Origin of the sequence: Bacteroides graminisolvens DSM 19988 = JCM 15093 (assembly GCF_000428125.1) — a bacterium.
GTDB classification, from domain to species: domain Bacteria; phylum Bacteroidota; class Bacteroidia; order Bacteroidales; family Bacteroidaceae; genus Bacteroides; species Bacteroides graminisolvens.
The window spans coordinates 69,196-84,122 of sequence record NZ_ATZI01000007.1 but is presented as its reverse complement, the minus strand read 5'-3'; the positions used below and the strand labels follow the sequence as shown (position 1 = coordinate 84,122).

General features: G+C 41.4%; 13 protein-coding genes and 2 pseudogenes. 3 read left to right on the top strand and 12 right to left on the bottom strand.

Going from position 1 to position 14,927, the window contains the following annotated elements:
* Positions 1–229 precede the first annotated feature (229 nt).
* From dnaK to C511_RS0107510, 3 genes are all read left to right on the top strand, one after another.
* Positions 230–2,131, top strand: coding sequence for a molecular chaperone DnaK (gene dnaK, locus C511_RS0107520; protein WP_024996477.1), 1,902 nt, complete (start codon positions 230–232; stop codon positions 2,129–2,131).
* Positions 2,132–2,409: 278 nt separating this feature from the next.
* Entirely contained in the window at positions 2,410–3,690 is a 1,281-nt protein-coding gene (locus C511_RS0107515) for a phage integrase SAM-like domain-containing protein (protein ID WP_024996476.1), read from the top strand.
* Positions 3,691–3,744: 54 nt separating this feature from the next.
* Complete coding sequence (locus tag C511_RS0107510; protein ID WP_024996475.1) at positions 3,745–3,921, top strand: histone H1; 177 nt, start codon at positions 3,745–3,747, stop codon at positions 3,919–3,921.
* A 52-nt stretch (positions 3,922–3,973) separates the two neighbouring features.
* On the opposite strand, the gene C511_RS0107505 is transcribed toward C511_RS0107510, so the two are convergent.
* The 12 genes and pseudogenes from C511_RS0107505 to C511_RS0107450 form a co-directional block, all read right to left on the bottom strand.
* Positions 3,974–4,246, bottom strand: coding sequence for a hypothetical protein (locus C511_RS0107505; protein ID WP_024996474.1), 273 nt, complete (start codon positions 4,244–4,246; stop codon positions 3,974–3,976).
* A complete protein-coding gene (locus tag C511_RS0107500; RefSeq protein ID WP_024996473.1) occupies positions 4,246–4,524 on the bottom strand; it encodes an HU family DNA-binding protein in 279 nt (92 codons plus the stop codon). Before C511_RS0107500 ends, C511_RS0107505 begins: the two co-directional genes overlap by 1 nt.
* A gap of 213 nt (positions 4,525–4,737) precedes the next feature.
* Positions 4,738–5,325: an SLOG family protein gene (locus tag C511_RS17490; protein WP_074434165.1), complete on the bottom strand. Its 588-nt coding sequence runs from the start codon at positions 5,323–5,325 to the stop codon at positions 4,738–4,740.
* Positions 5,326–5,342: 17 nt separating this feature from the next.
* Positions 5,343–5,696 (bottom strand): hypothetical protein, encoded by a 354-nt coding sequence (locus C511_RS0107490; protein WP_024996471.1) that lies wholly within the window; start codon positions 5,694–5,696, stop codon positions 5,343–5,345.
* Positions 5,697–5,865: 169 nt separating this feature from the next.
* Positions 5,866–6,885 carry a hypothetical protein gene (locus tag C511_RS0107485; protein ID WP_024996470.1) on the bottom strand — a complete coding sequence of 340 codons (1,020 nt, stop codon included), beginning with the start codon at positions 6,883–6,885 and terminating at the stop codon, positions 5,866–5,868.
* A gap of 10 nt (positions 6,886–6,895) precedes the next feature.
* Positions 6,896–8,248 (bottom strand): annotated as a pseudogene (locus C511_RS16395) (phage terminase large subunit); the annotation flags it as partial.
* Between the two features lie 235 nt (positions 8,249–8,483).
* Positions 8,484–8,750, bottom strand: coding sequence for a hypothetical protein (locus C511_RS0107475; RefSeq protein ID WP_024996469.1), 267 nt, complete (start codon positions 8,748–8,750; stop codon positions 8,484–8,486).
* Complete coding sequence (locus C511_RS0107470) at positions 8,750–9,184, bottom strand: DUF5675 family protein (RefSeq protein ID WP_024996468.1); 435 nt, start codon at positions 9,182–9,184, stop codon at positions 8,750–8,752. The genes C511_RS0107475 and C511_RS0107470 overlap by 1 nt, the downstream gene beginning before the upstream one ends.
* Before the next feature lie 148 nt (positions 9,185–9,332).
* Positions 9,333–9,644: an HU family DNA-binding protein gene (locus tag C511_RS16390; protein WP_051260482.1), complete on the bottom strand. Its 312-nt coding sequence runs from the start codon at positions 9,642–9,644 to the stop codon at positions 9,333–9,335.
* A gap of 258 nt (positions 9,645–9,902) precedes the next feature.
* A pseudogene (locus tag C511_RS16385) lies at positions 9,903–12,551 on the bottom strand (DUF5686 family protein).
* A 304-nt stretch (positions 12,552–12,855) separates the two neighbouring features.
* Positions 12,856–13,104, bottom strand: coding sequence for a transporter suffix domain-containing protein (locus tag C511_RS0107455; RefSeq protein ID WP_024996466.1), 249 nt, complete (start codon positions 13,102–13,104; stop codon positions 12,856–12,858).
* Positions 13,105–13,381: 277 nt separating this feature from the next.
* Positions 13,382–14,557, bottom strand: coding sequence for an acyloxyacyl hydrolase (locus tag C511_RS0107450; protein WP_081698277.1), 1,176 nt, complete (start codon positions 14,555–14,557; stop codon positions 13,382–13,384).
* Between the last annotated feature and the right edge of the window lie 370 nt (positions 14,558–14,927).

Sequence of the window (14,927 nt, the reverse complement as noted above, 5' to 3'; positions counted from 1 at the left end):
ATGACGCATCTAAATGAACCAACTCTTCACGTCCGGCTCTCAAAATTCTGCCTTTCTGTCAGTTTTCTCTTCTTATAAGGACTAAAAACGACATTTTCTACTGTCAGAAACCGATGCCGGATTCTTGGCTTTACGTTTTGGCACAAGGTTTGTCCTTTCATTGACGTCTGCCGAGGTTTGACTCCGGTAGCATTCAAAACGAATAATAACAATTAAAAAATAGATAATCATGGGAAAAATTATTGGTATAGACTTAGGAACAACAAACTCCTGCGTCTCTGTATTCGAAGGAAACGAACCGGTTGTTATTTCAAATAGCGAAGGTAAACGTACAACTCCTTCTATTGTGGCATTTATTGATGGCGGCGAACGTAAAGTAGGTGATCCTGCTAAACGTCAGGCAATCACGAATCCTCAGAGAACAGTCTTTTCCATCAAACGTTTCATGGGAGAGAACTGGGATCAGGTTCAGAAGGAAACTGCACGTGTGCCTTATAAAGTAGTGAAGGGTGATAACAATACGCCGCGCGTTGACATCGACGGACGTCTTTATACTCCGCAAGAAATCTCTGCCATGATTCTTCAGAAAATGAAAAAGACAGCAGAAGATTACTTGGGACAAGAGGTTACTGAAGCTGTAATTACTGTGCCTGCTTATTTCAGCGACTCACAGCGTCAGGCTACCAAAGAAGCCGGACAAATTGCCGGACTTGAGGTAAAACGTATTGTGAACGAACCAACAGCTGCTGCCTTGGCTTACGGTCTTGACAAAGCTCATAAGGATATGAAGATTGCCGTATTCGACTTAGGTGGCGGTACTTTCGATATCTCAATCCTTGAGTTCGGTGGCGGTGTGTTTGAGGTACTTTCAACCAATGGTGATACTCACTTGGGTGGTGATGACTTCGACCAGGTTATCATTAACTGGTTGGTACAAGAATTTAAAAACGATGAAGGAGCAGACCTTACTCAGGATCCAATGGCTCTGCAACGTTTGAAGGAAGCTGCTGAAAAAGCAAAGATAGAACTTTCGTCATCTACTTCAACAGAAATCAACCTGCCATACATCATGCCGGTTGGCGGTGTACCTAAACACTTGGTTAAAACGCTGACTCGTGCTAAGTTTGAATCGTTGGCTCACGATTTGATTCAGGCTTGTTTGGAACCTTGTAAGAAGGCTATGAGCGATGCCGGACTTAGCAATTCAGACATTGATGAAGTGATCTTGGTAGGTGGATCTTCACGTATTCCTTCTATTCAGAAGCTAGTTGAAGATTTCTTCGGTAAGACTCCTTCCAAAGGTGTGAACCCCGATGAGGTGGTTGCTGTAGGTGCTGCCGTACAGGGTGCTGTTTTGACTGACGAAATTAAAGGTGTGGTATTGTTGGATGTAACTCCTCTTTCAATGGGTATTGAAACATTAGGTGGTGTAATGACCAAGCTGATTGATGCCAATACCACTATTCCTTGCAAGAAGAGTGAAACATTCTCGACAGCTGCCGACAACCAGACTGAGGTAACCATTCACGTGTTGCAAGGGGAACGCCCCATGGCTTCACAGAACAAATCAATCGGTCAGTTCAACCTGACAGGTATTGCTCCTGCGCGTCGTGGTATTCCTCAAGTTGAAGTTACTTTCGATATTGACGCAAACGGTATCTTGAAGGTTTCTGCAAAAGATAAAGCAACAGGCAAAGAGCAGGCTATTCGTATCGAAGCATCCAGTGGCTTAAGCAAGGAGGAAATTGATCGTATGAAAGCCGAAGCGGAAGCCAATGCAGAAGCTGACAAGAAAGAACGTGAAAAGATTGATAAGCTGAACCAGGCAGACAGCATGATTTTCCAAACTGAAAAGCAATTGGAAGAACTGGGTGATAAACTTTCTGCTGATAAGAAAGCTCCTATTGAAGCTGCACTTACCAAATTGAAAGATGCTCATAAAGCTCAGGATTTAGCAGCAATTGACACAGCTATGGCCGAGGTTAATACTGCTTTCCAAGCTGCAAGTGCTGAGATGTATGCACAAAGCGGGGCACAGCCCGGACCGGACATGAATGCCGGACAAGCTAATGCAGATGACAGCAAGAATGGTGATAATGTTCAAGATGCTGATTTTGAGGAGGTGAAGTAAAGAACGATTAGAGATAATCAATCATAGTAAAATGAGGGTGTGTTAATTAATATTGACACACCCCCTTTTTACAATATACAATCAAGTATATTGTAAATAACAGAAACATAGCATATTAGATTAATTCAATCATACAGGTTTAGAGCCATAGAGGTGTTTCTCATGGCAAAATTAAACCTTTTTTGGGCAAAGGTACTATTCCGATGTAGTAATTCATGTAGTCTGGTTTGGACTCTGGATTATTCCCAAAAAACGTATAACGATTAAACTTGTATGCTATGTTTACAATTAACATCAAAGGAAAAGAAAACCCAAAAACCCCGCAGTTAGTAAAACTGGAGGCAGTCTTCTTCAAGACTGGTTACGCAAGAGTCACAAAGGCATTAAACATTACTGGTCCTATTAAAGACTGGGATAGCCAGACTCAACAATTCAAGTCCAAGGGAGTAGAAGCTTCTGAGAAAAATCAGAAGCTAATTGAATTTAAAACCAAGTACCTTAAAGTTGCTGAGGATTGGGAAGCAGAATGCAAACAATGGGCTCCTGTTCAGTGGTCTCATAGCTTTGACAATATCGATAAAAAGCGTCAATCCACAAAAGTTATTTCTGTTTGCCAAATGTTCGATATCCTCAATGATAAGCTTTGTCATAGAGAACGAATCAAAAATGGCAATGTTCTTACCAGTGTTGGCACAGCTCGACGCTATAGATGTATGCGGCGTGTATTAGAAGAATTTACACTGCAAAAATACAATCGGGCTCTATCCTCCTACTATTTTGAAGATATAACAGAGGAATTTGCTGATGCTTTTTGCTTTTTCTTGCAAAAGCGAGGTGCAGAGAATGGGAATGAAGGTAACTTATATGGCAACATGAAAGTGCTGAGAGGAATTGTATACTATGCGAACAAAATGGGAGTTCCTGATGCGGATATGAGTATTTTCCAGCGTGTTCAGCCTAAAATGAAGCCAAAAAAGTTTGAGCCCAAAACAATCCCCTTAGACGTAATCCGAAAGATAGAGAATGTCGATAGAACCCTTTTCTCTCGTATAGAACAGTTCCACATTGATTTATTCCTTTTTAGTTTTTACACGGGCGGCATGGCTAACGTCGATGTTTGTTTTCTGACATGGGATTGTATTGATAAAGATGGAAGATTGACTTATGAGCGTACAAAATTCCCGAAAAAAGCATCTATTATTTTTCATCCCAAAGCGAGAGCTATTGCTGAAAAATATAAAAACAAGTGCTTTGGAAATTATGTCCTACCTATCTTCTCTTTCAGACATACAACCGAATCCAAAAAGAGAAGCCGGATGAATAAGATTCGAACAAAGGTTAATATTACTTTGCGGAAATTATCCGAAGTAATTAAGTACAATGATAAAATAACATGGTATTCAGCCAGAGGAACATTTATCACAACTATGATAGCAGACAATGTGCATCCGGCTATTGTAGCTGAGATGGCAGGGAATAGCCCACAAACAATATTTAAACACTACTTTAAAAATACGACTCAAAAAGCAATTGACAATCAGGTTATGAATACAATTTAATGAGGATCATTATCTTTGCCGCCAAATAGGTATAAACTAACAAATTAACAAAAAATGAAAGAATTAATCGAAAAGATCGAAGCTGCATATACGGCTTTCAAAACTGATGCTGCTGCTCAAGCAGAAAACGGAAACAAAGCTGCCGGAACTCGTGCTCGCAAAGCTTCTTTGGAAATCGAAAAGGCTATGAAAGAGTTTCGTAAAGCGTCATTGGAAGAGTCTAAGAAATAAGACTCTGAAAATCTCCGAAAACAAGAAAGGACATCACCACGATGTCATTTTCTTATTTCACCATCTTCCGTGCAACCCACAAAAAGACGACAAACAGCAAAAACGAAAACAACCCGATCACGATTACCGATAGCCACACCGGAACCCCCAATCCGAAACCGAGAGCAAAAACAACTCCTTCCAGAAACTCCAACGGATTGATGGAGCTCCACACGAAGCCATCACTCTGCGGCGCAATCAGGAAAGCCAGAGCACTATACAACAATATCAGCTTTGCGACTGATATTAGTGTTGTTTTCAGGTTATATTTCGTAATGTTATTCACTACTGCTTTTTAACGGCTAAGATAAATTCTTTAGCTGGTTTAAAAGCCGGAACACTATGTGCCGGAATAATTATAGTGGTATTTTTCGAGATATTACGGGCTGTCTTCTCAGCACGCTTCTTTATCTGAAAGGTGCCGAATCCTCTCAGGTAAACATTCTCTCCGGAGGCCATCGTTCCTTTCACACTCTCCATAAACGCTTCCACCACAGAAGCCACTTGAGTTTTATCCACTCCGGTCGTTTTAGCAATTTGGCTAACAATATCAGCTTTTGTCATTTTCTACAAATATTTTTTTGTTAAGAGCCACAAAGATAATGCTTTTTGGCTAAGATAATACTGATTTTCACCACTTATTGCAGTGCATGGGAAGCCGCACAAGTAGCGGAATATACATACATTTACACCTCTAACAACCTGCTAATTCGGATAGTAGCCCAAGTGTGCGAGTTCAGAGCAAATTGAGTAAAAAAAGTAGGTCATTTATCTCATCTATTGTCTTCCCAGTAGTTTTTTTAACGCAGAAAACCATTTGGAACTGTTAGTCAATGGTTCTCCGCCAAAACTCCTTATCCAACAATCTTCCGAAAAGAGCGACTTTCCAATCACGGTATCATTTTTAAGCGTAAAAATCAGCCGTCCTCGTTTGCTCTCAACAGTATTGATTTGTTCAAAGTTTACTGGAAATGGCTGATTGTTTCCGCTGAATATTACACCTTCACGTCCGTATTTCATATCGGGCACACGAGTATGCTCCTGCAAGAAACGCTTTACATCACAATCTATGGCAAAATATTCGGCCAGTTCGTCGTAGAGGTTCAGTACATTGATATTATTTTTTGTGGCCCTGTCAATAGTATAAAGTGTGCCGCTTCCATCTCCGTTGCTATAAGCTATCACTTCACAACAGTTATCTACCATAAAGTCATTCCGCTTCAAATATGATATTCTGCTATACTCCCGACTCCATATTACATGCCTTTCGTCGACAGCTTCACATAGTTGCTTATATCTTACTTTGTCCCGGTGATTAAATCTATCTTCCTGACCAACGAAAGGGATAATAGCATATAGTTTCACATCGGAGTGACTTCTCTTTAAATCAAGAACTGTCTCTGCTGCCAGCCTACAAAGCCGATGGCCATACCACTGAGAAAGGTATTTTTGCCTTCCTGATATAATTCTTCGAGGACATAATAAAGTTCAGTTCGAATGACATTCTCCAGATTGTTATCCGGGTGTCCGGTTGATGTTGTAAGTGTGCGATTTCCGGTAAAGGCAACCGTCTTTTCTTTGATAATTTCCATAAAATATTGGGTGCTTGGTTGAACATTGATTTTTGCTGAACCGCACCCTAAAAAAGAAGCACGGTACTCGACAAGTTCCTCCAACAGGTACGACCAAGCACCACGCAGCAAACAAGTCAAGCCCGTGCTATGTGAATATAGCATTGGCTATCCCTGTTTATCTTGCTGCTAAAATTGGTCGTTTTGTTGGAGCGGACAAACAGCTAAAAAGCTATTATATTATGTTTCTAAGTTTTCTGTTACATAGGCTATTTCTTTGATTGAAATACAAATTTAATCAAACTCCGCGAATAACAAGCAATTTGACGACTATTTATGTCAGCCACGGATTCTTATATGGGTCGTAATCGGTCTGGAACGTCGATAGTTGCCAATCCGTAACAGGTTTATTGTCTTCGGCCAGCTTGCGGGGGATCTGGGGATTGAGTCGAAGCTTTGACGCATCATTCAACCACTTCATTGACTCCTCGTGGTCTTTCAGCCTCACAGCACTCACATTGTTGGGCGCAATCAGTTTGGTCAGCTCATAGATAGCCAGCCGTACCATGTGCTTTTTGATATTGTAGTTACGAGGGTCATTCTGTGCAATGTTATGTCCTACGATAGGCATATCGGCGTTCACATCCAACCCCGGATAGAACACCCGTCCGTCATACACTACATATTCGTGCTCCTCCAGCTCATAATCATTATACGCAGGATCATAGTCGGCAATCGCACCCCAACAGAGCGAGTCAAACGGGTTGATATTATTATCGAACTCATCGAGCTTCATCAACGTATAAAATGCCCCGTTGAACGAGACTACTTCCCAGAGATTGTATTCAATCGGTAACCACTCGGTAGTAGCCGCCTCAAACCAACCCTCTACCATCGGAATACGAATATCTCCAAATTTATAGCCGTTCTCCTCCTTACAGATATATGCCACACCGTTATGCGCTACAATGTCTCCCACGTAGTAGGTGCCGAACTGAGAGTATCGGGCAGTGTTCCCGATATCGAAATTCAACTCTACGTGTTCTTCCCAATACGCTAATGTAGAAGGGACTTTATAACCACTGATTGAGCGTATCACCTCATAGATGCGTCCTTCCAGATAGATAAACGCACCTACCGGGAAAGTAATCCGGCGGTCGTGCTCGGCAATGTACTTGCCTTTGTTCAACTCCTGTTCAATCTCGTAGTTCTCACTGAGGTTTTCAATGATACTCATCTCTGCTGATTCTTCGGCTTGGGCAAAACGGTCGGCATTGCCCCGTGTCATTTGTGCCAGGGCTTCGGCGGTAATCACACCCAGATAATCAGCGTCGTTTAAAAATCGTCTGTACATATTCGTTTTTTTAGTAGTTAAATCCATCATATACGGCGGGAGTGGTCGCTATAATGCTTCCGCTGTTATCTCCGCTTTTAAATTTGTACCAGCTATCCCGCAAATAGTAGCAAAGCAAGTAGTCCAAGCAGTCCGATAAGTGACCGTATTTCTCATACTTCACACCCGTTTTAGGGTCAGTAACTTTTTGCTTACACTTTGTGCCGTCTTCGTTTTTAAGCTGGTAAATCAAATCCTCGGTCAGCTTCCGACATTTCAGGTCTATCTCAATCGCCCAACCGTTGTATCCGGTAAACAGCTCGTTCACAAACTCGCATCGGGTCACTTGGGGCGGTTGCTTTCTCATCAACTTCAACTTTGGTCTAAGAATACCCTTGCCAAACGTATCGAGTATTACGGTGTAGTTGTTGATGCCGTCTTCGGTAGTTGTCGAACGCTGTAAACCCGATGGGTCACCCGTTACATCTACGCCGCCGATATGTTTTTCCCGATAGAATTTCTGTTGAACTCGTCGAGAGAGTGCCGGAGTATTATTCTCCTTATCCTGTGGTTTGCCTAAGATTTCCTCTAACACATAGACCTTCTTGTTGTCATAATCAATCTGAGCTGCCAGTACCGACATCTGCGGAGCAACGTTAAAGTCCCACACCGTAATGAGTGGTTTTGTAGGGTCATATACACCTTCTTTCAACCCGGCGATAAGATGCTTGGCACCATCGAAGCGATTGTATATCGCCATATCGTTGGCTTCCACAAAGTCCCAGTTCCCATAGAGCAGACGCTCTTTAGTGGCTTGGTCTGAAATCTTATTCAGAGCCGCTTCATACGTCTGCCGGAAACCTACATCAGGATTGTCAAAGACACTGAAAGGCACATAATACTCACCCTCACGCAACTCCACCTTATCACCGTTATCATCCTGCACAAACCGTCCACGTACCCAGTTTGTAGTCGGGTTCGTAGTGAGCAACATTTTCGAGACCATAAACGTTTCGTGAGTACGCCAGCGCAAACGGGAGAACAGCACCTCAATAGCTTTTTGTCCAATTTCCGATACCTCATCCACGGCACAGATAGTTGCTTCCATCGACCCGAACCGTTCGAAATTCGGGTCTGAGGGCAAATCTGCCATCTCCAACATCAGTATTATCGAGTCGTTCCAGAACGTCAACGTTCCGGCAAGGTTGTTCACCCGATAATGCACATCTTCAATCAACCCCCATCGTTTAATAACCGCTCGTATCGTATTCCAGGTCGATTCTTTGAGCGATTTCAATGTCTTACGTGCCACAATCGCCCGTATCTCCGGAAAACGGATACAGCTACTTACTAACCATACTGAAGCCAAAAACGATTTCCCACCCTAACTAATTCACTATCAATCGCTACTTGATAATCGCTTTCGCCGCCTTGTATTTCTACAAGGATTAGACTATATCTTCATCCTTATTTCTAAGGAGTCTCCCGTTTCCAGTCGCTTGACCGTACTCCCCGTAGGGATAGTCGTTGAGCCTTCCGGTTATCCGGCTTGGTTGCTGATTGTCTTCGTCTCTCACGGTCAGAGTTCCCAGCAGTTAAAGAGATTTATTGTCAGTGCATTACTGCACAGGCCGGCAGTGGTGTCGTTTACCGGCTGCTCCACCACCCAAAATGAGTTGTGGAATATTAGCGTTACCACATTGGTAACAAAATGGCTTGTATTGAGGATTCTGGCTTACGTCATATCCGACTAATTGTTGTTTCACTGCACCTCCGCACTTCGGGCACTCCGGCTGTAGCAACTTCCAAAGTTCGTATTGTTTGGGGGATGGGGTAAAGTCGATATGCAGATGGTCGGGAGCTCTAAGTTTACGGAGCTTTCCCATTACACAATCTCAATGGTAATATCCTTCTCTTTGCTCAATATCGCATTCAGCCGGTCTGAGGTGGCACGTGATTCTGTAACCTTCCCCTTGATGGTGTTTTTACCCACGAGTATGCACCCGGCTGAATCTGCATTGGTGGTGCCGCTATGTATGAGTATGCCTAAGAAATGGGGAACATCGTGCAGGTATGGCAACACACGTTTGAACCGGGGACTGTGAGCCATCGTGATTTTGTATGTGCCGCAAGGAATGGCGGTACGGGCATACACTTTCTCTTTGCAGCGACAGCCGATGCCTTGAGGCGTATCGGGGCATAATAGAGGTAGTAAGCGTACAGTGTCTTCGAGGGTGTTACAGAAAAACACACCATCAATGTAGAGATCACCTATCGTATAGGTCTCTCCTTTGAATTTTCTTTTGAGTAATAGCTTCATTTTCGAATGTTTTTTGATTACATCCGAAGAATAGCTATACCATAGAATAGAAGTTTGATTGGCTGATATGAGGGCAAAAAAGACACCGGACAAGTGACGCTTTTTCTCGCTGTCCGGCATATAATTTAAGATTCTTGGCTAATACCGACTATTTTGTATCCACTTGCTTGTTGATTCGTTGTTCGACAACCTCTACATCCACAGTAAATTTTGGGGTGGCTGTGAAAACCACTTGTACTTTTGCAGGTATTACTTTCCGTCTTTTGGTTTTCGGATCTACCCAGGCCCTCTCTTTCTTGACCTTGAGATCGAAGGAACCAAATTCATTTATAGCAACCTTCTCCCCATTTTGCAAAGCAGCAAGAATCGACTGGCAGAGAGGAGCAAACATCGAGTTTATCTCCCACTTTGCATAATTGGTTTTTCTTGCTACCTCTGCTACAAGTTTTCTTTTGTCCATAATTCATATTTAATATTACTATAGTGCATAAACAGCCGAATACAAAGTGATAGTACGGATTAATCATTACATAAATCTTTTTTATTGCACAATGAAGAGCATAACAAAAATGAAACTCACGCCTACCATGCCAGCTCAATTTATTTGACTTATCAGACTATCTTCGATATCATATTGCAGCCAACCTGGTTATTTGCAAGAAAATCTATTATTTTATTACGATTAGCACTCCTTTTAGACCTATAAATGGGCTATTTGTCAGAATGTCATTTTCATCTGGATACGGATACCCCGGTCTTGTATACCTGGATGATTCTTGTAACTCAGACGCCAGGTATAATCCACTCGGATAAACTTGAAAATATTCTCAATACCAACGCCCATTTCCATATAAGGAACCTTTTTATCCATAATATAAGAACCTTCTGGAAATTGAAATAGCCCCTCATTACGTTCTGTCAAATAGGGATTATTCTTATTCGTCAGATTCCCGAATAGTCCCCGGAATGTAACTACTTCCCGCCATTTCAGTTTCTTAATCAAGGGGATACTGTTCAATATCAAGCCATTCATATTATACGTCAAGTCCCATGAAGCATACTCATCATTAATAAATTCCATCGCATTCATATTTGTATACGATTCCGACTGAATAAGGTAGGACAAGTTCGCATTAGGCAATATAAGCAAAGGATACGGTACCGTACTCCATACCTTACCCACTTTCCCAATGATATCGACAGCTCCATAAGCCGAGAGCCAAAACCGTTTCCTTATTCCAAATTCCGTTTTCTAATAGTTATAAGAACTGCCCAATACATCCTTGAAAGACATCGTATGGCTTAAGGTAAACACCGGGGCATCAAATGTAATCGGGAAACGGGAGTCACGAGTCTGGTAAAATTTCTCATTGGGTGCATAGCGAAGCTTTAATTCAAGTTCTGTCATATGGTAATCTTTCAGAGAAGTGACTTTCTGATCACGGTCGATGCGGTCGAAAACGGCATAACGAGTGGAATACTCCGTCAAGTTCCGTAAGGCAGCACCATAGGAAACCCCATTGTAATGCTCTCTGTAATAAGTTAATTCTGCTTTTCGCTGAAAGGTGGCGCGCGTATCTCTCTGCCGTTTTATAGCAACGAAGATATTATCTTTATTCGTATAAAGATAGTGTTGCCCTAACTGGTTCACATCGTACATATATTCCAGACGCAAAGAATGAACCGGAAATTCTGTTGGATAATTCTTTTTGTCGATAAATGAATATTCCACTGCCGCATCGTACTTTAATTTATGATCTCTTGTACCGTATGCCACATAACCATTCACGAATAGCCGCTTATTGAAAGCCGTAGTCGTAGTTCCACCCACACGAAAACGAGCGCCTTCAATTGAATTTCCGCTGATAATCGTATTCACCGGGCCTAACTCGAACTTGCTTTTAGCCGGATCGGAATTGCTTGGAACGTAGCCATTCACAAAAGCCGTAATCACTTGCTCGGCAGCATAAAAGACTGGGACCGTACGCAACCGCTCCATCAATTCACCCACTGATTTCGATTTTCGCTTCCCGGCTTCATCGGGGCGATGATCTTCCCAATACTCACTTGAACGCTTATAAGCCTCCGGAGGGATAATGATAGGAGCGCCCTCACTGAATACTGACATATTCACGGGGGCGTCGAATGCATGATTCGTATAGATGTTCAATCGTTGGGCATAGATGCCTTTCGATTTTTCAGTCACTTTGAAATCGACCTTGATGTCATCCTTGGTAAGAAGGCGAGTTCCATCCGGGGTACGGCAAAAGGTCTGCTCAATAGTCATTCCTCCTACAAAATTCAGATTAATCTTCTTCGGGACATTTAACTTAACCCGCTGTACGAAATAGGTTGAATCCAACGTGATAAACAAATGCCCGGTAAATCCGAATGATTCCGGTGTGAAGGGAGCAAAGCCCAAATCCACACACTTTTGTCCTGCCACCTCTAGCGTATCCAACATATAATACTTATAAAAATTAGGTCCCATTGCAGACAAAGGACTCACGAAACGATTCAGGAATAAGGGGATATCATTTTGGAAGATGTTTACTTCTTTAAATACTTCGTTCAGAAACTCTTGCATACCATCGGGAGACAATAATTCATCCACACCATCAGCCTTTGCCGCTTTCATCACACATTTTTCAGATTTAGGATCTTTTCTGTAATAGACGGACATTAGTTTCTCCCGTTCGGATACCGGCAGGATAGTCTTTCCGATTTCCAGCGTATCGATATAATCATTAAGAAAATCAAACTGACCGACTTTACCGTCTTTTTTCGATTTGGGTTTATAATCATTCATAGCAAACATGATTTTCTCATACTGGTCATAGCTATAGAATTCCTTATTCCTCGGGTCATTTTGCTCACGTTGCCGGATAACGTTTTTCACGAAGGCAACAGCAGGATTGTCTTTTTTTGTGTACCTCTCCCTGGTTGGCTTAACAACGACCTCCGACAGGCTGATGCTCGTTGGAACCAGTAATATCGACAAATTACCCGTTTTTCCCGGAATTAATTGTATTTCCTTCTCAGTATAGCCAATATAGGAAACCTTCAACGTACCTGCTTTAGAAGGGGCGGAAAAAGAAAATCGACCATCGTAATCAGTAGGGGCACCAATTGTTGTTCCTTTTAATATTAGTGACACCGAGGGCAATGGTTCTCCCGTGATAGAATCGGTCACTACTCCTTTAATTAAGATATCCTGACCTTTTGCCGGAATGGTAAATACCAACAATGACAATACTATTGCACTCTTGAGCCATTGGGTACGAACCGTTTTTGGAAACTCTATAAATATATGGGCTTCGAACGATGTTTTTTCAAAAAATCTTAATGTATTTTTTCCATAAATCATCATATGAAATATTTTTTTTAGTGCTAAATTGTACTTGCAATTAACTTTTAGATTTCAAAGGTAGAGCTCTTGCGCTAATTCATCAAGGTGGTTTTCCTAAAATGCGGTTTTTGCTTACTGAGGTGTAGATTAGAGATAATAAACAGAAATTAGCAGAATTCAGATAATAAAGTTATGTCATGAAATGTATATCGTATTGGTCTGTCACTAAAAAGCAAATAGGTACGCCTTGTTCCCATACTCCACGGATTATTTTTCAACATTTGCGCTTTTTTTATTTTCCCGTTTTTTTTCTACAATTCTTTCAATGCTGGTCATTTGTCTCTTTTTTCCTGAAGAGAAAAAAGCGTGAAACTCCATTTTTAATTTTATTCCAGTATTCTTTTCCCAACAAGGCAATTGTAATTATGAACAGGACTTCATTTGTGATAAGCAAAGTAGTAATAATAATCGCCTTATTCGGGAAATCTAAAAAAGGAAGTATAGGAGTTATCCCCCAACAACATACTACAAATGCCAAAAGAGCTAGACCGGTTTTCTTTTTGATATTCATTTTCTTTAGTTATAATTACAACACAAATTAATTGCATGTCAATGTACTGCCTGATCCTTTTATGAATTGGAATTTTTCCTGCTTACATTCAATAAAACCTCTGGCAGGCACCATTAAAATATATTTTTAGATGATAATCAAAACCTGTTGATTGACTTTCTGATTTCAAAATTAGAACTCTTGTGTGGATTCATCAAGGTAGTTGTTCTAAAGTGCAGTTTTTACCTACTGAAGTGTAGATGGCGGATAATAAATTGAATGAATATAGTCCGCTTCACTAACGCTTACTTCTGATAGTATATCCCAGACTCAGAAACAGAAACTTGGCTGAAGAGAGGTTGCTGGCATTTACACCGACAGTTCCATATAAGTTTTCTTTTAGATAACATTTAAGTCCTATGATTTGATAGAAACGCTTATCCTGCTGGTTATGGACAACATTATATCCTAAATTGGCAAACAGAGAAAAGCCTTCTGCTACCAATTCACCGTAAGCAGCCACACCAAGTGACAACCTCCGGTGAAATGGAGCTAATCTGACCGATTGTTGGTCACCATCTACTTCTATTTCCGCATGACTGCTTGCGTCGTATACCAAATGGGCTGATATTCCGTATTTATAATTATAATTGGGAACAATGCAAAAGTTATAGTTCAAACCCGTTACATCGAAATTGTAATTGAGTGGCCTCCTCACATCCGACTTTTCAGAGTGGATCATTATCTGCCGCAATGAAGCGGTAACAGAAATATCATGCTCAAAATGCTTTTTAAACAAAGGCGGTTTCTCGATTGACCAAGGCTGACGGTCGGCTTGCCGGAATTTGTATCGTAGAGAAAGGGTAGGCGAAAACATATTCAATCCATTATTAGGCTTCCGGGTCCCCCCATTGGAGTAATGCGACAGCATGACACCTGCCTGTAAGTCCAGGTGTGGGTTGATATTCCAGCGCAGATGAGGTTCAACGGCAATAAAAACCGCCCAACGGGCGCCAATAGCACCATTTTCCGGATTAAGTGCCGGATCGTAAGGCTTCCAATTGAAAGAATATCCCAAATTACCTTCATAGCCGATAGATAACTTCGGAGAAAGTCTTTTCAACTCAGCTCCATAAAAAAGATACAAAGTGATGGGAGTTCCAATATCTTTGTTCCGGGAGAAATCTGTAAGATGCAGTCCGACTCCCATATAAGGCATTCCATATACTCCATCTTGCCACCTTCTGCCGGTAGAGGCATAACCATATTGCAGACTGACAGCGTTGAACCAAGGAATACGTTTATTCCCCCTTACGATAGGTGTGGTAGGAAGAACTGTACCTCCGGCTGATTTTATCTGCATAAATGGAATGTAATTTCTTGTTGAATCTTGTTGAATCTCTGTCCCCATTGCATTGAGAGATAGACCGGCAGCAAATAAAACTGCAATTATCCTGTTAATTATTCGTTTCATAATTTCCTGAGATTATTCTCTGAATTTATCTTGATGGCAACAAACTTAGCGTATTTAAAGAAGGTGGAATGAGTCTGGTTCCCCAGATGATAATATAGGCAACTTATGTGTAAGATTTCTTATTTGAGTTGCTTGTTGTGCTTAAAGTTCAGGGAATAGAGTTCAGAACTCAGTTCATTTTAGCTATTAGCAATTCAGTTGGTAAAAATTGCAACTTAGGCACAGGTCTATTATGTGTCGGCAAGGATTACTATAACTTTGCGCCAGAGAAAGGTAAGATAATGTCAGTAATCACATAATTAAAAACTCCGGATATGAAGACAGGAAAATATCTCAAACATTTTAGCTTGGAACAGCCTAAATGTTTCTT

Excerpts from the sequence above, each read along its gene's own strand:
- dnaK (WP_024996477.1), top strand. The coding sequence starts at position 230 with ATGGGAAAAATTATTGGTATAGACTTAGGAACAACAAACTCCTGCGTC.
- C511_RS0107470 (WP_024996468.1), bottom strand. The coding sequence starts at position 9,184 with ATGAAGCTATTACTCAAAAGAAAATTCAAAGGAGAGACCTATACGATA.
- C511_RS0107450 (WP_081698277.1), bottom strand. The coding sequence starts at position 14,557 with ATGAAACGAATAATTAACAGGATAATTGCAGTTTTATTTGCTGCCGGT.
- C511_RS0107515 (WP_024996476.1), top strand. The coding sequence starts at position 2,410 with ATGTTTACAATTAACATCAAAGGAAAAGAAAACCCAAAAACCCCGCAG.
- C511_RS0107455 (WP_024996466.1), bottom strand. The coding sequence starts at position 13,104 with ATGAATATCAAAAAGAAAACCGGTCTAGCTCTTTTGGCATTTGTAGTA.
- C511_RS0107485 (WP_024996470.1), bottom strand. The coding sequence starts at position 6,885 with ATGTACAGACGATTTTTAAACGACGCTGATTATCTGGGTGTGATTACC.
- C511_RS0107475 (WP_024996469.1), bottom strand. The coding sequence starts at position 8,750 with ATGGGAAAGCTCCGTAAACTTAGAGCTCCCGACCATCTGCATATCGAC.
- C511_RS0107500 (WP_024996473.1), bottom strand. The coding sequence starts at position 4,524 with ATGACAAAAGCTGATATTGTTAGCCAAATTGCTAAAACGACCGGAGTG.
- C511_RS0107490 (WP_024996471.1), bottom strand. The coding sequence starts at position 5,696 with ATGCTATATTCACATAGCACGGGCTTGACTTGTTTGCTGCGTGGTGCT.
- C511_RS0107510 (WP_024996475.1), top strand. The coding sequence starts at position 3,745 with ATGAAAGAATTAATCGAAAAGATCGAAGCTGCATATACGGCTTTCAAA.
- C511_RS16390 (WP_051260482.1), bottom strand. The coding sequence starts at position 9,644 with ATGGACAAAAGAAAACTTGTAGCAGAGGTAGCAAGAAAAACCAATTAT.